This window comes from Pseudomonas sp. GM21, from assembly GCF_000282215.1.
Taxonomy (GTDB): domain Bacteria; phylum Pseudomonadota; class Gammaproteobacteria; order Pseudomonadales; family Pseudomonadaceae; genus Aquipseudomonas.
The window spans coordinates 92815-111408 of sequence record NZ_AKJS01000080.1 but is presented as its reverse complement, the minus strand read 5'-3'; the positions used below and the strand labels follow the sequence as shown (position 1 = coordinate 111408).

Annotated in this window: 17 protein-coding genes; 6 read left to right on the top strand and 11 right to left on the bottom strand. The window is 59.6% G+C overall.

The features are described from left to right. The first annotated feature begins 1 nt into the window (after window position 1). On the top strand, window positions 2-814 hold the full coding sequence (gene mutM / locus PMI22_RS16325; protein ID WP_007945533.1) for a bifunctional DNA-formamidopyrimidine glycosylase/DNA-(apurinic or apyrimidinic site) lyase: 813 nt from the start codon (window positions 2-4) through the stop codon (window positions 812-814). Between the two features lie 122 nt (window positions 815-936). Here the strand turns inward: mutM and PMI22_RS16330 are convergent, their stop codons facing one another. The 5 genes from PMI22_RS16330 to PMI22_RS16350 form a co-directional block, all read right to left on the bottom strand. Then, a complete protein-coding gene (locus PMI22_RS16330; protein ID WP_007945532.1) occupies window positions 937-1188 on the bottom strand; it encodes a YfhL family 4Fe-4S dicluster ferredoxin in 252 nt (83 codons plus the stop codon). A 139-nt stretch (window positions 1189-1327) separates the two neighbouring features. After that, window positions 1328-1807 (bottom strand): pantetheine-phosphate adenylyltransferase, encoded by a 480-nt coding sequence (coaD, locus tag PMI22_RS16335; RefSeq protein ID WP_007945531.1) that lies wholly within the window; start codon window positions 1805-1807, stop codon window positions 1328-1330. Window positions 1808-1922: 115 nt separating this feature from the next. Beyond that, complete coding sequence (locus PMI22_RS16340; RefSeq protein ID WP_007945529.1) at window positions 1923-3518, bottom strand: GMC family oxidoreductase; 1596 nt, start codon at window positions 3516-3518, stop codon at window positions 1923-1925. Window positions 3519-3642: 124 nt separating this feature from the next. Next, entirely contained in the window at window positions 3643-4188 is a 546-nt protein-coding gene (locus PMI22_RS16345) for a hypothetical protein (RefSeq protein WP_007945528.1), read from the bottom strand. Between the two features lie 28 nt (window positions 4189-4216). After that, on the bottom strand, window positions 4217-5647 hold the full coding sequence (locus tag PMI22_RS16350) for a coniferyl aldehyde dehydrogenase (RefSeq protein ID WP_007945527.1): 1431 nt from the start codon (window positions 5645-5647) through the stop codon (window positions 4217-4219). Between the two features lie 146 nt (window positions 5648-5793). On the opposite strand from PMI22_RS16350, the gene PMI22_RS16355 reads away from it, so the two are divergent. Then, the gene (locus PMI22_RS16355) at window positions 5794-6465 is read left to right on the top strand and encodes a TetR/AcrR family transcriptional regulator (RefSeq protein WP_007945526.1); all 672 of its coding nucleotides are present in this window, start codon (window positions 5794-5796) and stop codon (window positions 6463-6465) included. A 33-nt stretch (window positions 6466-6498) separates the two neighbouring features. Then, window positions 6499-7353, top strand: coding sequence for a sulfurtransferase (locus PMI22_RS16360; RefSeq protein ID WP_007945525.1), 855 nt, complete (start codon window positions 6499-6501; stop codon window positions 7351-7353). A gap of 62 nt (window positions 7354-7415) precedes the next feature. Here PMI22_RS16360 and PMI22_RS16365 read toward each other — a convergent pair whose 3' ends face one another. From PMI22_RS16365 to PMI22_RS16390, 6 genes are all read right to left on the bottom strand, one after another. Continuing rightward, window positions 7416-8414 (bottom strand): hydrolase, encoded by a 999-nt coding sequence (locus PMI22_RS16365; protein ID WP_007945524.1) that lies wholly within the window; start codon window positions 8412-8414, stop codon window positions 7416-7418. 74 nt (window positions 8415-8488) lie between these two features. Continuing rightward, entirely contained in the window at window positions 8489-9967 is a 1479-nt protein-coding gene (locus tag PMI22_RS16370; RefSeq protein ID WP_007945523.1) for a M16 family metallopeptidase, read from the bottom strand. Then, a complete protein-coding gene (locus PMI22_RS16375; RefSeq protein WP_007945522.1) occupies window positions 9960-11300 on the bottom strand; it encodes a M16 family metallopeptidase in 1341 nt (446 codons plus the stop codon). Before PMI22_RS16375 ends, PMI22_RS16370 begins: the two co-directional genes overlap by 8 nt. Window positions 11301-11424: 124 nt before the next feature. Next, window positions 11425-12033 carry a 16S rRNA (guanine(966)-N(2))-methyltransferase RsmD gene (gene rsmD, locus PMI22_RS16380; protein WP_007945521.1) on the bottom strand — a complete coding sequence of 203 codons (609 nt, stop codon included), beginning with the start codon at window positions 12031-12033 and terminating at the stop codon, window positions 11425-11427. Continuing rightward, window positions 12033-13523, bottom strand: a complete 1491-nt coding sequence (locus tag PMI22_RS16385; protein WP_007945519.1) for a M16 family metallopeptidase — start codon at window positions 13521-13523, stop codon at window positions 12033-12035. Before PMI22_RS16385 ends, rsmD begins: the two co-directional genes overlap by 1 nt. Next, a complete protein-coding gene (locus PMI22_RS16390) occupies window positions 13516-14871 on the bottom strand; it encodes a M16 family metallopeptidase (RefSeq protein WP_007945518.1) in 1356 nt (451 codons plus the stop codon). Before PMI22_RS16390 ends, PMI22_RS16385 begins: the two co-directional genes overlap by 8 nt. A 343-nt stretch (window positions 14872-15214) precedes the next feature. On the opposite strand from PMI22_RS16390, the gene ftsY reads away from it, so the two are divergent. The 3 genes from ftsY to ftsX are packed head-to-tail and all read left to right on the top strand — an operon-like array spanning window position 15215 to window position 18575. Further along, window positions 15215-16888 (top strand): signal recognition particle-docking protein FtsY, encoded by a 1674-nt coding sequence (ftsY, locus tag PMI22_RS16395; RefSeq protein ID WP_007945517.1) that lies wholly within the window; start codon window positions 15215-15217, stop codon window positions 16886-16888. Next, window positions 16885-17556: a cell division ATP-binding protein FtsE gene (gene ftsE, locus PMI22_RS16400; RefSeq protein WP_007945516.1), complete on the top strand. Its 672-nt coding sequence runs from the start codon at window positions 16885-16887 to the stop codon at window positions 17554-17556. Before ftsY ends, ftsE begins: the two co-directional genes overlap by 4 nt. Then, the gene (gene ftsX, locus PMI22_RS16405) at window positions 17553-18575 is read left to right on the top strand and encodes a permease-like cell division protein FtsX (RefSeq protein WP_007945515.1); all 1023 of its coding nucleotides are present in this window, start codon (window positions 17553-17555) and stop codon (window positions 18573-18575) included. The genes ftsE and ftsX overlap by 4 nt, the downstream gene beginning before the upstream one ends. Window positions 18576-18594 lie beyond the last annotated feature (19 nt).

Below are 18594 nucleotides of genomic sequence, written 5' to 3'. Positions count from 1 at the left end.
CATGCCTGAACTGCCAGAAGTCGAAACCACCCGCCGCGGAATTGCGCCGCACCTGGAAGGCCAACGGGTCAGCCGGGTGATCGTACGGGACCGGCGCTTGCGCTGGCCGATTCCGGAAGACCTTGATGTGCGGCTTTCCGGACAGCGCATCGTGCTGGTGGAACGGCGTGCGAAGTACTTGTTGATCAATGCCGAAGTCGGCACGCTGATCAGCCATTTGGGCATGTCGGGGAATTTGCGGCTGGTGGAAGCCGGTCTGCCGGCGGCCAAGCATGAGCATGTAGACATCGAACTGGAGTCCGGCCTGGCGCTGCGCTACACCGACCCGCGTCGGTTTGGTGCGATGCTCTGGAGTCTCGACCCATATAACCACGAGTTGCTGATTCGCCTGGGACCGGAGCCGTTGACCGACCTGTTCGACGGCGAGCGCTTGTTCCAGCAGTCTCGCGGGCGCTCCATGGCGGTCAAGCCGTTCATCATGGATAACGCGGTGGTGGTGGGCGTCGGCAATATCTACGCGACCGAAGCGCTGTTCGCCGCCGGTATCGATCCGCGCCGCGAAGCCAGGAGCATTTCCCGGGCGCGTTATTTGAAACTGGCGATCGAGATCAAACGCATCCTGGCCGCCGCCATCGAGCGCGGTGGTACTACCTTGCGCGACTTTATCGGCGGTGACGGTCAGCCGGGTTACTTCCAGCAGGAACTGTTCGTGTACGGCCGAGGCCATCAGCCCTGCAAGGTCTGCGGCACAGACCTGCGGGATGTGAAACTCGGGCAGCGCGCCAGCGTTTTTTGCCCTCGCTGTCAGAGCTGAAGCGCGGTAACCAGTTAAATGTTCGGCGTGGCTGATGACGTCATCGCGAGCAGGCTCGCTCCCACATTGGGCTTGCGTCGTTCACAAATCCCCTGTGGGAGCTAAGACAGGCAGCAAAAATCTCAAGCCTTGCCGGTAATCTTCCGGTACTTCTCCATCAACTCGTCTTCAGTCTCTGGATGCGCTTCGTCCAGTGGAATGCAATCCACCGGGCACACTTGCTGGCACTGAGGTTCGTCGTAGTGGCCGACACACTGCGTGCACAGGTTCGGGTCGATCACGTAGATCTCTTCGCCTTGGGAAATGGCGGCGTTCGGGCACTCGGGTTCGCAGACGTCGCAGTTGATGCAATCGTCGGTGATGATCAGGGACATGCTAACTCCAGCCAGGGCGGCAGGCCCGGGCGTAATAAACCAATGCGCACAATTGTGCCGCATTGGCGCCCGCAGTGCACGCGGGCGCGACGTTTTGCGGATCGCAGGCTACGCCAGCTCCTACAGACGGTGCCCGGCTTTATTTCTTAAAACGTTCGGTGAGGGCGTCGGCCACCGCAGGGTGGACGAACTTGGTGATATCGCCGCCAAGCGCTGCGATTTCACGGACCAGCGTCGAGGAAATGAACGAATAACGCTCGGACGGTGTGAGAAAAAGGCTTTCCACATCCGGCGCCAGCTGGCGGTTCATGTTGGCCAGCTGGAATTCGTATTCGAAGTCCGACACCGCGCGCAAACCACGCAAGAACACGTTGGCATTCTTCTCTTTGGCGAAGTGGGCGAGCAGCGTCGAGAAACCGACAACTTCAACGTTCGGCAGATGTTTAGTGACCTCGCGGGCCAGCTCCACACGTTGTTCCAGAGGAAACAGCGGGTTTTTCTTGGGGCTGGCGGCAACGGCAATGATGACATGATCGAACAGGCGCGCGGCGCGTTCGACCAAGTCGCCATGGCCCTTGGTAATAGGGTCGAAGGTACCTGGGTACAACACTCGGTTCATCGCGTCGTCCTGGCGGGAGTCCGTTGGGGAGTCGGATGGTATCGCAGCCTTCCCGGTCGGCCAAGTCGCCTGTTGGGTAAGAAAGCACTATAGACGATAAGAATATTCTCCCTTTTCATGGGTTTTTCAAACGTTCGGCCAGGGAAGTGGCCAGTTGCGCCGTCAGCCCATAGATCGACAGTTGCGGGTTTGCGCCAATGCTGGTGGGAAACAGCGAGCCATCATGGACCGACAGATTGCTGAGCTGGTGATGACGGCCGAGGCTGTCGGTGACGGCGTTTTTCGGGTCTTCACCCATCGCACAACCGCCCATCACGTGGGCGCTGCCCAAGCGTGTGCGGTACAACTCAAGGCTCAAGCCATCGATCAGCGTGCGCGCTTCGGCCAGGGTTTTCACGTAGCGAGCATCGGCGTGCATCGGCATCACCGCTTTGGCGCCACCGGCGAACTGGATCTCGGCCATGCTGTGGAAAGCTCGGCGCAAGCCGTCCCAGACATAGGGCGAGACTTGATAGTCGAGCACTGGCGTATTGTCGCTGCGCAGTTCGACGCTGCCGCCGGGGCTGTCGGGATGGAACCCGTCGCGCAGCAACGCGAGCATGGCGTGGGTGTGGGGCAGGTGCTCCATGTGCTGGGCGTTTTCCTTGCCGAAACCGCCGAGCAGGGTTGTCGCCAGTGCCGGGTGCAGCGGCGGGACTTCGAGTTTGTAGGCCATCTTGCCGGTAGCGCCGTCCTGCCATTGGAAATGGTCGGAATAGATTGACTGCGGCGCGCCGTAGAACGGGTTGATCACCTCGTCGAACAGCCCGGCAGACATATTTACCAAATGCAGGAACGTGCGTTTGCCCAGGCGCTTGTGCGGATCCGGTGCATCAGAACGCAGGAGCAGCCCCGGGCTGTTGATCCCGCCGCCGGCCAGGACGTAATGGCGTGCCTTGACCGTGATCGTGCGGCCGGTCGGCGCGACGCAACGGTCGTCCATCGCCACGCAGTGCAAACCGGTGACTTTGCCGTCCTTGATCGACAGTTTTTCCGCGCGGGTCAGATACAACAGCTCGCCGCCTTTTTCCAGCGTTGCCGGAATGGTCGTGACCAGCATCGATTGCTTGGCGTTGGTCGGGCAGCCCATGCCGCAATAGCCGAGGTTCCAGCAACCGCGCACGTTGCGCGGGATGACGTGCCAGCTGTAGCCGAGTTTTTCACAGCCTTTGCGGATCACGTCGTTGTTGGCGTTGGGTGGCACCATCCACGGTGCGACGCCGAGACGTTGTTCCATTTTCTCGAACCACGGCGCCATTTCGGCTGGCGTGTGGCCTTTGACATCGTGCTCCTTGGCCCAGTGTTCGAGCGTCGGGGCTGGCGTGCGAAAGCTCGACGTCCAGTTGATCAGCGTGGTGCCGCCCACCGCCCGGCCCTGAAGGATGGTGATCGCGCCATCCTTGCTCATGCGCCCGATACCTTCCTGGTAGAGGCTGGAGTAGGCCTGGTCTTCGAGCATCTTGAAGTCGCTGCTGGTCTTGAGCGGGCCTTCTTCGATCAGCAGCACCTTGTAGCCGGCCGCGCTGAGGATTTCAGCCGTGGTGCCGCCGCCAGCGCCGCTGCCGATGATCGCCACGTCCGCTTCGAGGGTCAGGTCTTGGGTCAGTTGCGAGCCATTGTAGGTTTTCCAGCCACGGGACAGGCCTTCTCGGAACGGATCGGGTACAGGCATTCTCAGGTTCTCTAGTTGTTATTTTTGGAGTGTTCTTCCGGGCGCCATCGCGAGCAGGCTCGCTCCCACAGGGGGACGCGATCCCCTGTGGGAACGGGCTTACCCGCGATGGGTCGACTCGGTTTCAGACCGTAGGCGGTCCGGGATACCCGCAATGCACCCACGATTCGGCCCGGCTGTACCACGCCATCATCACCAGTTGCAGTAACGAGCTATGCCCCATGCGCAACAAGCTCAACGAGCTGTTTTCCCATCGATCAAGGAAGTGCCGGACTTCACTGGCGTTGGCGTTTTCCCAGCTACCCCAGATCCCGGTCAGCGGTCCGCGAGTCACGGCCATCCCCAGCACATCGAATAATTGCTGGGTCAGCTTGAGCATTTCCGGTGACAGGTGATTCAGGCTGTTATCCAGGCTGTGCAAGGTCTGGTCGACCGATGCCGGCATTTTCTCGGCCGCGACAGCGCCCTCGAGCATCACCGGGATCAGTGCGCGCAAAAACAGCAGGTCGCCGCTGCGCAGAATCGCGAAGCCGGTCGCCGGAGTGCTCGACGAGCAGCCGCTGAGGCTCGCGCCCAATCCGGCCGTGGCCAGAAATGCACTCGCGCCGAGGCTGAATTTCAGCAGGCCGCGCCGTGACAGCGCGGGTGTGTCGGTCAAGCTTGGGTTCATTATTGTTGTTACCCGGTGGTGATGATCGTTAGCGGATAAACAGCTTCTGGATCAGTTTCTGAATGGACTTTCCGTACGGCGGGTAGATCAGCTTCGATGCGTTAAAGCGCTGTTTGATCAACACACCTTTGGCCTTGCTGAAGGTCAGGAAGCCTTCGTGGCCGTGGTAATGGCCCATGCCCGAGGCGCCGATGCCACCAAACGGCATGTCGTCCTGAGCGACGTGCAGCAGGGTGTCATTGAGGCAGACACCCCCGGAGTGGGTTTCGTGGAGCACACGGTTTTGTTCGCGCTTGTCGTAGCCGAAGTAATACAGCGCCAGTGGGCGAGGGCGTTGGTTGATGTAGGCAAACGCCTCGTCCAGATTCTTGTACGGCACGATGGGCAGCAGGGGGCCGAAGATTTCGTCCTGCATCACCGTCATGTCGTCGGTGACATTGAGCAGCAGGCTGTGACTCATGCGACGACCCTGCCCCTGTTCGAACAGCGGAATCAACTGCGCACCTTTGCTGGTGGCATCGCTGATGTAGCCGTTGAGACGCGCCAGTTGCCGCTCGTTGATGATGGCGGTGTAGTCCGGGTTGTCAGTAAGTGTCGGATAAAAACCGCGAATCACCTGGCGATAAGCGTCGATGAAACCGTCCACACGGTCTTGCGGCACCAGTACGTAATCCGGGGCTACGCAGGTTTGCCCGGCGTTCAGGGTTTTGCCAAAGGCGATACGTTCGGCGGCGTCTTTGAGTGGCACATCCTGGGACACGATGGCCGGGGACTTGCCGCCGAGTTCGAGGGTCACCGGGGTGAGGTTCTCGGCCGCCGCACGCATCACGTGTTTGCCGATGCTGGTGGCACCGGTGAACAGCAGATGATCGAAAGGCAGGCGAGAGAACGCTACGCCGACATCGGCTTCTCCCAATACGACGCAGACCAGGTCTTGAGGGAAGACTCGCGCGAGCAGCTCCTTGAGCAGTAAACCGGTGGCCGGGGTTGATTCGCTGAGCTTGAGCATCACCCGATTACCGGCCGACAGCGCACCCACCAACGGGCCGATGGCCAGGTACAGCGGATAGTTCCAGGGCACGATCACGCCGACCACGCCCAACGGTTGGTAGACAACTTTGGCCGCCGCCGGCTGAAAAGCGATGCCCACCTTGCGCCGCGAGTCCTTCATCCAGCCTTTGAGGCGCTGGCTGGCGTAATGAATGCCGTGCAGGCTGGGCATTATTTCGGCGAGCAGGGTTTCATCGGCGCTGCGGTGGCTGAAATCCTGGCTGATCGCCTCGATCAACGCCTGACGTTCACTGTTCAACAGGTCGCGCAATGCTTTGAGCCATTGCTGGCGCTGGGCGGCCGGCGGCATCGGGTTGGCGGCGTAAGCGGCGCGTTGTGCGTCGAACAGCGTTTGCAGTTCTTCCAGAGGCTGATTCAGGTTCTGAAGGTAGGCGATGTCAGCAGTCATTGTCGGCTCCGGATTAGTTGTTATGAAGGCCTTTTTAGAGTCTATACTCTAGAAAGTCAAATGGCATCCTGTAACAGCGTTGTTTTATCCGCTCGTCGATAGGTCGTAAGATGCCCTTCATCGAACTCTGAATTTAAGCTCAAGCCATGGCCCCTCGGATCAAAACCAGCGAGCGCATCGTGCAGAACAGCCTGGAGCTGTTCAATCAGCAGGGTGAGCGCAGTATCAGCACCAACCACATTGCTGCCCATATGGAAATTTCCCCAGGCAACCTGTACTACCACTTCCCTAACAAGCAGGCGATCATCGCCGTGCTGTTCAGTGAGTACGAAAGCCTGGTGGACAGCTTCCTGCGCCCACCTCAGGGGCGTGCGTCCACGGTGGACGACAAGCGCTTCTACCTTCAGGAACTGCTGGCGGCCATGTGGCGCTACCGGTTTTTGCACCGTGATCTCGAACACTTGCTCGACAGCGATCCGGAACTCGCCGCCCGTTATCGGCGGTTTTCCCAGCGTTGCCTGATCCATGGCACGCACATCTACGCGGCTTTCGTCGAAGCCGGCATCCTGCAAATGGACAAGGTGCAGATTGAGTCCCTGACGCTCAACGCGTGGATCATCCTGACGTCCTGGGTGCGGTTTCTGTGCACCACGCGGGAAAACTCCAATCACCTGAGTGAACAAGCCATCAAACGGGGCGTGTATCAGGTGCTGGTGCTTGAGGCCGGTTTCGTGACGGATCAGTCTCGCGATGCAGTGAACGCGCTGTACGAAGAGTTTTACGTGCCGCTGGCCCAAGCCCTTGAAGAAGTGCAGTAGGATTAAAAACCGACTTAGTCACAGGAGCCCGCTATGCCCATTGCGCAACTGATCAGCCCGCAAGCACTGGACCTGAAAAAGGATGAGCCGGGATTGGTGATTCTGGATTGTCGTTTTGCCCTCGATGACCCGGATTATGGCCAGCGCAGCTATGCCGAAGGGCACATCGCCGGGTCGAAGTTTGCCGATCTTGAGCGTGATTTGAGTGGGCAGGTGGTCAAGGGCGTGACGGGGCGTCATCCGCTGCCTGACGCTGAAACGTTGATCGAACGCCTGCAAGCCTGGGGCATCAACGCTGATAGCGAGGTGGTTTTGTACGATGACGGCCCGGGTGCCTACCCGGCGCGGGCCTGGTGGTTGCTGGCGTGGCTGGGCAAGCGTGACGGCGTGTTTATTCTGGATGGCGGGCTCAAGGCCTGGCACGCGGCAGGTTTGCCGCTGAGTCTGGATGCGTGCGACAACAAACGCGGCACCTTCACCGGAACACCTGACAATGCGTTGATCTTGAGCGCCCAGCAGCTTCAGCAGCGTCTCGGCCAACCTGCGCTGACCTTGCTGGATGCCCGTGCCTTGCCGCGTTTCAAAGGTGAAGTGGAGCCGATCGATCCGATTGCCGGGCACATTCCGGGGGCGCAATGTGCGGCGTTTACCGACAACTTGGGGAGTGACGGGTGCTTCCTCCCGGCCGATCAGCTCAAGCAGCGATTTACCGCGAAACTCGGTGATCGTTCGCCGAGCGATCTGGTGGCGTATTGCGGTTCAGGTGTGACGGCTTGCCATAACCTGTTCGCTCTGTGCCTGGCGGGGTATCCGTTGGGTTCGTTGTATGCCGGGTCGTGGAGCGAGTGGATCAACGATCCTGCGCGTGGCATCGCCACCGGTGAGTAATTGCTAAACCCTGTGGGAGCTGGCTCGCTCCCACAGTCGTACCCATTTCTTGCCCTGATCGGCTACCTGTGCCCCACGGCGGCCAGCCACTGCGGGATGCGCCGTTCCAGGTAATAACCCGGTTGCCTGAACGAGCCATCGACGAAGCCGACATGCCCACCTTTGGTTTGTAACTCGAGTTGCGTGCAGGCAGACAGTTCGTCGGTTTGCGGCAGGCTGTGGGGGAAGACGAAGGGATCGTCCGCCGCCTGAATGATCAGGGTTGGTGTGCGAATCTCCCCCAGGAAATAACGGCTCGACGCGCGACGATAGTAATCCTCGGCATCGATAAAACCATTTAACGGTGCCGTGACCCGGCCATCGAAATCCCAGAAGGTGCGCATGTTTTCCAGCGAACCGAGCGCCGCCAACGCCGCCAGGCCCTCTTCGCGTCCGTCATGCTGGAACTGGCGTTGTTTGTTCTTGATGTAGGCGAGCATCTCTCGCATGAAATGCGCCTGGTAGACCCTGGAAAAACCCAGGCCGATACGATCGGCGCAGTGGTCGAGGCGAAACGGTACCGATACGGCCACCGCACCGGCCACGCCACTGTCACTGCCTGATTCGCCCAGGTGCTTGAGCAAAATATTGCCACCCAGGGAATAGCCCACCACGTACAGCGGCGCTAACGGGCGTTTGGCCCGCAGGTGCCTGATGGCTTCGGCGAGGTCTTCACTGGCACCGGAATGGTAGCTGCGTGCCAACAGGTTCGGCTCGCCCGAACAGCCGCGCCAGTTCAGCGCGACACTGGCCCAGCCTTGGGCGGCGAGTGCCTTTTGCACACCGGCCACATAAGGTGAATTCGACGACCCCGTCAGCCCGTGCAGCACCAGCACCAACGGTGCCGTCGCGCTGTGTGGGCCATGCCAGTCGAGGTCGAGAAAGTCGCCGTCATCGAGCCACAAGCGTTCACGCTCGCGTTCAATATGTGTGGTTTTGCGCCATAGCGGTCCCCACAAGGTTTGCAAGTGCGGGTTGCCCAGGCCAAAGGCCGGGGTGAAGCGTTCACTGGACTGGAGCACGATGTTTCTCTAAAGGGTAAAACTGTCGGTGACAGGGCTGATACGTTTGGCCCTGCCACCTGTTTCTAAAGAAACTAACTTGCCACAAACCCCGTCTCGGCGCGACACATGCTCTGTGGCACCTCACTGGCAGGCAGAGGCAAAGGCCGTTGCTCCACGGTCGGACCTACTGTCACGACCGACCATTGGTTCGCATCGAAGTGTTTGTTCAAGGCTCCTTTGATTTGTGCAACGGTCAACCCTTGGGCTTGCTCGACTGAGAAGTTCAGGTCAAGTGGCAAGTCGTTCTGGTTGATAGCGACCAGTCGGGAAAGAATCTGGGCGTTGCTGGCGCTGTTCAACGCGGTGCTGATGCGCAGCTGGCGCAGGGTGTCGTCGAGTTCCTGCTGGGTCGGACCCGTTTGCAAGTACTCGCGATACATTGACTGCACCAGCTTCACTGCGCCCTCGCTGAACTGTGGACTGGTTTTCAGGCTGATGACGGCAGCGCTGCCGCCCTTCCAAAAGGTCGACTGCAATTGCACGGCATAGGTCAGCCCGCGCTTCTCTCTGAGCTCCTTCATCAGTCGGGAAGATGGGTTTTGCCCACCGAAAATCATGTGGGCCACGGTCAATGCCAAGTAATCGGGATGCTGTCGTGTCACACCCGTCTGCCCCAGCTGGATGTGCGTCTGGCTCAGGGGGTGCTCGATATGACGTGACTTCGTGTCGCCCTGTCGACGCGAGATCGGCATCGCTCCTGCCATTTCGGAGCCGGCGGGCAGCGCGTTGAAAACTTGCAGACTCATCGCTTGGGCTTGTTCCAGTGTCAGGTCCCCGACCAATGTGATTAATACGTTGGACGCGGTATAGGCTTGTCGATGGAACGCCTGGATCTGTTCCCGGGAGAGTGCGGCCACACTTTTTTCCGTACCGTAAATCGGTTGGGCGTACGGGTTTCCCGGCATCAGCAGCTCATTCATGGCGTGGGTGATTTGTGATGCGGGATCCTGCTGCTGGGTCTTGAGGATATGGGTCAGTTCTTTTTTGACGCTGGACAACGATTCGTCGGTCAGCAGGGGCTGGCCAAGTATCTGGGTAAACAGCAACAGTGCCGGATCACGCTTTTCTGTGGCCGCCAGGGTACGTAGGGAAAATGAGGCCCGGTCCGGATCGATGCTCATACCGAGTTTTGCACCGAGGCTATCAAAGGTTTCCAGGATCGCTGGCAGGTCCTTGCCCGGCACGCCTTCATTGAGCAGGCTGAACGTTGCTGCCGCCAGGCCGGGATGCGCACCATCTTGCGTGCTGCCGGCAGGAAAACTCACATGCAGGTCGAGCATCGGCAGCTCAGGGGTGCGGATAAACAACACCTTACCGCCGAACAGCGATTTCCATCCGTTGATTTTCAGGGGGCGAGAGGTTTTTGCCTGCTCGTCCAGCTCTGCCAGGGATTGCAGGCGTGGGGGTTGAACAACAGAGGTTTGCTGCGGTTCGGCGTCGGCGAACGCCAGGCTGCCTTGGAGGCCGGCCAGTGCTAATAACCATAGTGTCACCCAGGTGAACTTATTCATGGGTTTTCTCCACGAGGACATGGGCGATGCTCAGGCGTTGGCGGGTCAGGTACGTCTGTGCGGCATGCTGAATGTCTGCCGGGGTCACCTGTTTCAGTTCATTGGCATCTTCGTCCACCAGTCGCCAGGACTGCCCGATACTCTCAAGCGCGCCGAGTTGATACCCCTGATTGGTGATGGAATCGCGGTCATAGATTTGCCGGGCGATCAGTCGGGTGCGGGCGCGTTCCAGTTCGACGCTGTCGGGCGGTGTGGCCTTGAGCTCGTCGAGCAGCGCCCAGATCCGCGCTTGTGCCTCATCAAGGCTGACGGTGCTTGGTGCGTTGAGTTGGGCGTTGAGGGTGAAAAGACTGTCGCCGCGATACAGCGGGTTGTAATTGGACGAAGTGCTGGAGAACAGCCTGTCGGTGAATTGCAGCTGTTTAGTCAGACGCCCGCTGTTCGAGCCGGCCAGCAAAGTGTCGAGTAGCCGCAACGCGTGCGCGGTGCGACGGTTTTCGGCGGTGGTCAGGCTCGGGACGTTGAACGACATTATCAATCGAGGCGCAGGTATCGCCTGGTGCAGGATGATTTTTCGCTCTCCGGGTTCAGCCAGTTCCAGCGACTTTCTTGTGGTGACAAAGGTCTTGGCGGGAAGTCCGCCGAAGTAACGCTCCGCGAGGGTCTTTACCTTTTCCAGTGTGACGTCACCGACAATGATGAGCGTGGCGTTTGCGGGTGCGTAGCGGGTCTGGTACCAATGATGCAGATCATCGACTTTGAGGCGCTGCAAGTCGTGCATCCAGCCGACGACCGGTGCGCCATAGCTGCTGGCAGGTAAGGCGATGCTCGTAAGACGTTCCTGTGCGGTCGCATTTGGCTCATCCTCGTACAACCTGCGCTCTTCCTGAATGACGGCCAGTTCCGGAATGAAATCCTCGGCGCGCAGGAGGGCGGTTGACATCATGTCGGCCATCAACTCGAAAGCGACGCCTAATTGATAGGGCTGTAAAGTCTGGTGATAGGTGGTCACATCCTTGTTGGTAAAGGCGTTTGCTGACGCGCCAAGTTTGTTCAGTATGGCCGAAGCTTCGCCAGCGCAAACCTTGCTGCTGCCTTTGTAGAGCATGTGTTCCAGAGCATGTGACAGTCCGGATTGCCCTGGCGGTTCATCGCTGGAGCCGACCTTGATCCAGAGTTGCGAGGTCACCACGGGCGCGCGATGGTCCTCGCGCACCACAACTTTCAGTCCGTTGTTCAACGTGAATTCGTGCGTCGGTTGTACGGGTTCGGCCAGTGCCGTGAAGGGCACTAACCAGGAAAAGAGCAGCAGCCTTCTGCGTGAGATATTCATCCGTGTCTATCCTCAGTGGTTTACGGGGATTGCGTAAACCACTGTGGAGATTTGGACGAGGCTGTTGGCGGTAACTATTTATCGCACTTGATTCGTTGTTTCAGACCATGGGGCTATGACGGTTTCAGCTCTCCAGCGGGTTGCGTTGCCACAACGCATAGTAAACCCGCCCGGATTTCTGCTCCCGGTGCAGCCGCCAGTTGCCTGGCAAACCGAGTGACGACGGCGCGTTTTCGCTTTCAGTGTAGATCCAGGCCTCGTCGGCCAGCCACTGACGCTCTTCCAGCAGGGTGCAGACGCTCGGCAACAGGTTCTGGTTGAACGGCGGGTCGAGGAACACCAGGTCGTAGGCAGTGGCTGTCTGGGTTTCCAGGTAGCGCAGGGCATCGGCGGTCTGGATCTGGCCGGTGGTGCAGCGCAGTGTGCCCAGATGTTCCTTGATGCTGGCGACCGCGATGTTGCTGGCGTCCAGCGCCTGGCCCATGGCGGCGCCACGGGACAGGGCTTCCAGAAACAGTGCGCCGCTGCCGGCGAACGGGTCCAGCACCTTGGCGCCCGCGACATAAGGCGCGAGCCAGTTGAACAGGGTTTCACGCACCCGGTCTGGTGTCGGGCGCAAGCCCGGGGCATCCGGGAAGCTCAGCTTTCGGCTGCCCCATTCGCCGCCAATGATGCGCAGTTGATTCACGCCGTTATGAACGTTGTGAACAGGTTTTTTTGGACGCGTGGCCATTAATGCTCCGGAACCCCGAGCGGCTGCTCGGCAGGTTTATCAGATGGGGCCGGTAACGGCTTTTGTGGCACGGTCGGGCCAGCGCTGACGATGACCATTTTATCCGTGCTCAGGTGTTTGTTCAGTGCGGTTTTGACTTGTTCGACGGTCAGGCTCTGGGACTGGCGCATGAAATCATCCAGATAGCTCAGCGGCAGGTTGTAGAAGCCCATGGCGCCCAACTGACCGACGATATCGGCGTTGCTGGCAGTGGATAGCGGGAAGCTGCCGGCCAGTTCACGCTTGGCGTCATCGAGTTCTTTTTGTGTCGGGCCGGTTTTAAGGTAGTCGGCCAGCACGTCCTGCACCAGTTTCAGCGTGCCTTCGCTCATTTCGGCGCGGGTCTGCAGGTTGATCATGAACGGGCCGCGCGCCTGCATCGGGGTGAAACCCGAGTACACGCCGTATGCCAGGCCACGTTTCTCGCGCACTTCGCTCATCAGGCGGGTGCCGAAACCACCGCCGCCGAGGATCTGGTTGCCCATGGACAGGGCGGCGTAGTCTGGATCGTCACGGTCGATGCCCAGTTGCGCGAGCATCAGGTTGGTTTGCTTGGACGGGAACTCGATATGGCCGACGCTGGCTTTGGGTTCTTGCGGCGGTGCGATCTTCGCCAGTGCCGGGCCTTTTGGCAGTGCGCTGGAGACCTGCGCGGCAATCGCCTCGGCCTCGGCGCGGGACAGGTCACCGACCAGTGCAATCACCACGTTGCCAGCTGCATAGGCTTTCTCGTGGAATGCCTTTAATTGAGCCTGGGTGATCGCCGGGACGGATTTCGCCGTACCGTCACTGGCATGCGCGTAAGGGTGATTGCCGTACAAACGGTTCATCAGCTCCAGGCTCGCCAGTTTGCCGGGGTTTTGCTTCTGGTATTCGAAACCGGCAAGCATCTGGTTCTTGATGCGTGCAAAGGAGTCGGCCGGGAAGGTTGGTTTGCCAATGACTTCAGAGAACAACTTCAGGGCCGGCTCACGCTTGTCCGCGGCGCTGAGGCTACGCAAGGAAACCAGCGCCATGTCTTTGAACGCACCGTTGCCAAAGTCAGCACCCAGGCCTTCGAAGCCTTCGGCGATGGCGCCGGCATCTTTGCCGGCCACCCCTTCGTTGAGCATCGCGTTGGTCAACATGGCAAGGCCCGCTGCCTCGCCATCCTGGCTGCTGCCGGCGGCGAAGATCAGGCGCATGTCGAACATCGGCAGTTCGCGGGCTTCGACGAACATCACCTTGGCGCCTTCGGCGGTGGTCCAGGTCTGTACGTCAAGGGCGCGGTGGCTCGGTGCCTTGCCGTCAAGTTCTGCCAGCGATTGCAGCTTCTGGCTGGACTTGGCTTTGTCCAGTGCTTCGCTGGCCTTGGAGTCACTGCTTCGGGACAGGTAGAAAGTCGCAGAGCCGATCAGTGCGACAGCGATCAAGCCGACCAAGGCCAGACGTGGTTTTTTACGCTCACTCATGAGTCGTCTCCAGTGGCAGTACATGGGCGACGCTGAGACGTTCGCGGGTGAAATACAGCTTGGCGGCATTCTGGATGTCTTGCGGCGTTACGCTTTGCAGGTCGGCAAGTTCAGTGTCCATCAGCTTCCACGACAGGCCGACCGTTTCCAGTTGGCCGATGGAAGTGGCCTGGCTGGTGATCGAGTCGCGCTGGAAGACCAGGCCGGCAATCACTTGAGCCCTCACGCGTTCCAGCTCTTCGGCGGACGGTGGGGTGGATTTCAGCTGTTCGAGTAGCTTCCACAGACCGGCTTCAGCCTGGGCCATGGTTTTGTTTTTCTGGGTGTTGGGTGAAGCCGACAAGGTGAACAGGCTGTCGCCGCGGGTGTAGGCGTCATAGCTCGACGAACCGCCAGACACCAGTTCTTCACCACGTTCCAGTTGCGTCGGGATGCGACCGCTGTAACCTCCGTCGAGCAGGGCCGAGATCAGGCGCAAGGCGTTTACCGAGCGTTTGTCTTCGGAGGTGGCGATGCTCGGCACGTTGAAGCCCAGCATCAGGCTCGGCAATTGGGTTTGCACATGCAGGGTGATGAGGCGTTCGCCAGGTTCGGCCAGTTCCAGCGGAATTTTCGCCGGGGGAACATCGCGTTTGGCGATGGGGCCGAAGTAACGCTGGGCCAAGGCTTTGACCTCGTCCGGGGTGACGTCACCGACCACCACCAGCGTGGCGTTGTTCGGCGCGTACCAGGATTGATACCAGTGGCGCAGCTCTTCGACTTTCATGCGGTCCAGGTCGACCATCCAGCCGATGGTCGGCGTGTGGTAACCACTGGCCGGGTATGCCATCGCCTTGAAGCGTTCGTAGGCCTTGGACATCGGCTTGTCGTCGGTGCGCAGGCGACGTTCTTCTTTAATGACTTCGATTTCGCGGGCGAACTCGTCAGCCGGCAAACGCAGGCTGGCCATGCGGTCTGCTTCCAGTTCGAAGGCCACACCCAGACGATCGCGGGCCAGCACCTGATAGTAAGCCGTGAAGTCGTCGCTGGTGAATGCGTTCTCTTCGGCGCCGAGATCGCGCAGGATCAGCGAGGCTTCACCGGGGCCGACTTTCTCGCTGCCTTTGAACATCATGTGTTCGAGGGCATGGGAAAGACCGGTCTGACCCGGTGTTTCGTAGCTGGAACCGACCTTGTACCAGACCTGGGAAACCACCACCGGCGCACGATGGTCTTCGCGCACGATAACCTTCAGGCCGTTATCGAGAGTGAATTCGTGGGTGGGTTGTGGGTCGGCAGCGAAGGCTGAAAATGGCAGACAAACTGTGCTGAGCAGCAGGCCTGCAGCGCGGCGGGCTAGAGCATTCATTCGTTTTTAAACCTGTTGGGCTGCCCGCTTGGTCTTAGCGTCAGCGGGCGAGAGGGTGCTAGGATAACGGTCCGTTTTACTGGCGGCCACGCCTATCAGGCCTTTGATCGGTCTGCAGGTTGTTTGGGTTTGCGGCGCACGCTTTGAGTTTGACAGCTAAACTCTGTGTTTTCGCCGACGATGCCGTTCCAGTCCTTCGAATTAGTCGACCTTTGAGTTGCGATTTGCACCTCGACAAAATGTTGCGCGTGAACAAGCTGGGTCAATCGCAGTCTGTTCTGCATCGAATATTTATTTGCCGGGGCGCCTTTGGCGCGTCGCTACCGTGAGATAGCCGTCCTCCATGTTTGGTTCCAACGACGACAAGAAAGCCCCAGCTGCGGCTGGCGAGAAGAAAAGCCTGTTCGGATGGCTGCGCAAAAAGCCGCAGGAACCCGTCGTCGAACAGCCACAGCCACTTCCTGAGCCCACGCCGGCGCCGGTTATAGATGAAGAGCTCGCGCCAATTGTGTTGCCCATCGCCGAGCCGGTGCTGCAACCCGTTGTCGAGCCTGATCCTGTCGCCGAAGTCGTTGCCAAGGCCTCACTGACACCGATTGCCGAACCTTGGTTGACGCTGCCGGTGGCCGAAGAGCCAGTGGCACTCGTTGAAGATGAATTGGCGCCGCACATTACGCCGCCGATTCCTGCTCCGGCCGCGTTTGTGCCTGAGCCCGTTCAGGTTCCTGTGGTTGAGCCGGTTGTAGCGCCAGTTGCAGTGGCTGCGCCTGAGCTGGTTGTAGCGCCAGTTGCAGTGGCTGCGCCTGAGCTGGTTGTAGCGCCAGTCGTGGTGGCTGCGCCTGAACCGGTTGTAGCGCCAGTCGTCGTGGCTGAGCTTGAGCCGGTTGCTGCGCCAGTCGTTGTGGCCGAGCCTAAACCGGTTGTTGCAGAACCTGTTGTTCCTGCTTTCATTGCTCCGGTTGCTCCGGTTGCTCCGGTTGCTCCGGTTGCTCCGGTTGCTCCGGTTGCTCCGGTTGTGCAAGCACCAGCACCTGTCGTCGCATCCGTCGAAACGCCCGTCGAACCGTCGCGTACAGAAGAATCCAAAGCCGGTTTCTTCGCCCGCCTCAAGCAAGGCCTGTCCAAGACCAGCGCCAGCATCGGTGAAGGCATGGCCAGCCTGTTTCTGGGCAGAAAGGCCATCGATGACGAACTGCTTGAAGACCTCGAAACCCGTCTGCTGACCGCCGACGTTGGTGTCGAAGCCACATCGGTGATCATCCAGCGCCTGACCCAAAAGGTCGCGCGCAAAGAGCTGGCCGATGCCGATGCGCTGTACAAATCCCTGCAAGCCGAACTGGCCGCCATGCTCAAGCCGGTCGAGCAACCGCTGAAAATCACCTCGCAGAATAAGCCCTTCGTGATTCTCGTGGTGGGCGTCAACGGCGCCGGCAAGACCACCACCATCGGCAAACTGGCGAAGAAGCTGCAACTCGAAGGCAAGAAAGTCATGCTCGCGGCCGGTGACACCTTCCGCGCAGCAGCGGTCGAGCAATTGCAGGTCTGGGGTGAGCGCAACAAGATCCCGGTCATCGCCCAGCACACCGGCGCCGACTCGGCATCGGTTATCTTTGACGCCGTTCAGGCGGCCAAGGCCCGTGGCATCGATGTACTGATTGCCGACACCGCCGGTCGTCTGCACACCAAAGACAACTTGATGGAAGAGCTGAAAAAAGTTCGCCGGGTCATCGGCAAGCTCGATGCCGACGCGCCGCACGAAGTGCTGTTGGTACTCGATGCCGGCACCGGCCAGAACGCCATCAACCAGGCCAAACAATTCAACCAGACCGTCGAACTGACTGGCCTGGCGCTGACCAAGCTCGACGGCACCGCCAAGGGTGGGGTGATTTTCGCCCTGGCCAAGCAGTTTGGCCTGCCGATTCGCTATATCGGCGTCGGTGAAGGCATCGACGATTTGCGTACTTTTGAAGCAGAACCCTTTGTCCAGGCATTGTTTGCCGAGCGGGAGCGTTCATGATTCGTTTCGAACAGGTCGGTAAACGCTACCCGAACGGTCACGTCGGCTTGCATGAGCTGAGCTTTCGAGTCCGTCGGGGCGAATTCTTGTTTGTAACCGGGCATTCCGGCGCAGGTAAAAGCACCTTGTTGCGACTGCTGCTGGCGATGGAGCGTCCAACCACTGGCAAATTGCTGTTGGCCGGCCAGGACCTCGCAACCATCAGCAGCGCGCAGATTCCTTATCTTCGCCGGCAGATCGGCGTGGTGTTCCAGAATCACCAGTTGTTGTTCGATCGCACGGTGTTCAACAACGTTGCGCTACCCTTGCAGATCCTTGGCCTGTCGAAGGCCGAGATCGTCAAACGCGTGGATTCGGCCCTTGAGCGCGTGGCGCTTTCGGACAAAACCGATTTGTACCCGGGTGACTTGTCCACCGGTCAGCAACAGCGCGTCGGCATCGCCCGCGCCATCGTTCATCGGCCGGCCTTGCTGCTGGCGGACGAACCGACCGGTAACCTCGACCCGCGTCTGGCCGCTGAAATCATGGGCGTGTTCGAAGACATCAATCGCCTGGGCACCAGTGTGCTGATCGCCAGTCACGACCTGGCGCTGATCGCCCGTATGCGTCACCGCATGCTGACGCTGCAACGTGGTCGATTGATTGGCGACGGGGAGGCTGCCGAATGAGCGCGACACGCAGCCCCAAAGTTTCCGAACGTGTAGCCCCGAAAGCTGCCGATCCGCAACCGCAGAAGAAAAAACACGACGATGACGACGGCCCTGACTTCGCCACGTTGTTCCGCGCCTGGGTTGAAAGCCACCGCGCAAGTCTGCTGGACAGCTTGCGTCGCCTAGGCAAGCAGCCCATCGGCAGTTTTTTCACCTGCATGGTGATGGCCGTTGCGCTGAGTTTGCCGATGGGCCTGTCACTTTTGCTGAGCAACGTCGAGCGGCTGGGCGGCTCCTGGCAGCGTGCGGCGCAAATTTCCCTGTACCTGCAATTGGAGGCCAGCCCTGCTGAAGGCGAGTCGCTGCGCGAGCAGATCAAAGGCATGCCAGGCGTCGCTGATGCGCAATATGTCGGTCGCGACCAGGCGCTGGAGGAGTTTCAGCAGCAGTCCGGTTTGGGCGATGCGCTCAAGGAATTGCCGGAAAACCCGTTGCCGGGCGTGGTTCTGGTGACCCCGAAGGAGGTCGACAAGCTCGCGCTTGAAGCATTAAGACAAAAACTTTCCGAGCTGCCGAAGGTACAACAGGCGCAACTTGATCTAGTCTGGGTCGAGCGTCTGGCCGCCATCCTCAAGCTGGGCGACCGTTTTGTCTTCGGTCTGACCGTGCTGCTGGTTTCTGCATTACTTTTGGTGATAGGCAATACCATTCGTCTTCATATTGAAAACCGCCGCACAGAGATAGAAGTGATTAAACTTGTCGGCGGCACTGACAGCTATGTGCGCAGGCCCTTTTTGTACATGGGCGCGCTTTATGGCTTTGGTGCGGGGATGCTGTCCTGGGGTGTATTGGCGTTTGGCTTGAACTGGCTGAACGACGCCGTGGTTGGACTGGCCGGTTTGTACGGCAGTGATTTTGCGCTGGCCGGAGTGCCAGTTGCCGACGGTCTGTCTCTCTTGCTTGGCGCGGTGCTGTTGGGGTATATCGGTGCATGGATTGCAGTCGCACGCCACCTGAGGGAGCTTGCGCCTAAGTAGCATCATTTTGCTCGTATTG

Excerpts from the sequence above, each read along its gene's own strand:
- PMI22_RS16375 (WP_007945522.1), bottom strand. The coding sequence starts at position 11,300 with ATGAATATCTCACGCAGAAGGCTGCTGCTCTTTTCCTGGTTAGTGCCC.
- PMI22_RS16360 (WP_007945525.1), top strand. The coding sequence starts at position 6,499 with ATGCCCATTGCGCAACTGATCAGCCCGCAAGCACTGGACCTGAAAAAG.
- PMI22_RS16330 (WP_007945532.1), bottom strand. The coding sequence starts at position 1,188 with ATGTCCCTGATCATCACCGACGATTGCATCAACTGCGACGTCTGCGAA.
- PMI22_RS16345 (WP_007945528.1), bottom strand. The coding sequence starts at position 4,188 with ATGAACCCAAGCTTGACCGACACACCCGCGCTGTCACGGCGCGGCCTG.
- ftsX (WP_007945515.1), top strand. The coding sequence starts at position 17,553 with ATGAGCGCGACACGCAGCCCCAAAGTTTCCGAACGTGTAGCCCCGAAA.
- ftsY (WP_007945517.1), top strand. The coding sequence starts at position 15,215 with ATGTTTGGTTCCAACGACGACAAGAAAGCCCCAGCTGCGGCTGGCGAG.
- PMI22_RS16385 (WP_007945519.1), bottom strand. The coding sequence starts at position 13,523 with ATGAGTGAGCGTAAAAAACCACGTCTGGCCTTGGTCGGCTTGATCGCT.
- mutM (WP_007945533.1), top strand. The coding sequence starts at position 2 with ATGCCTGAACTGCCAGAAGTCGAAACCACCCGCCGCGGAATTGCGCCG.
- PMI22_RS16355 (WP_007945526.1), top strand. The coding sequence starts at position 5,794 with ATGGCCCCTCGGATCAAAACCAGCGAGCGCATCGTGCAGAACAGCCTG.
- PMI22_RS16370 (WP_007945523.1), bottom strand. The coding sequence starts at position 9,967 with ATGAATAAGTTCACCTGGGTGACACTATGGTTATTAGCACTGGCCGGC.
- PMI22_RS16390 (WP_007945518.1), bottom strand. The coding sequence starts at position 14,871 with ATGAATGCTCTAGCCCGCCGCGCTGCAGGCCTGCTGCTCAGCACAGTT.
- PMI22_RS16350 (WP_007945527.1), bottom strand. The coding sequence starts at position 5,647 with ATGACTGCTGACATCGCCTACCTTCAGAACCTGAATCAGCCTCTGGAA.
- ftsE (WP_007945516.1), top strand. The coding sequence starts at position 16,885 with ATGATTCGTTTCGAACAGGTCGGTAAACGCTACCCGAACGGTCACGTC.
- PMI22_RS16340 (WP_007945529.1), bottom strand. The coding sequence starts at position 3,518 with ATGCCTGTACCCGATCCGTTCCGAGAAGGCCTGTCCCGTGGCTGGAAA.
- coaD (WP_007945531.1), bottom strand. The coding sequence starts at position 1,807 with ATGAACCGAGTGTTGTACCCAGGTACCTTCGACCCTATTACCAAGGGC.
- rsmD (WP_007945521.1), bottom strand. The coding sequence starts at position 12,033 with ATGGCCACGCGTCCAAAAAAACCTGTTCACAACGTTCATAACGGCGTG.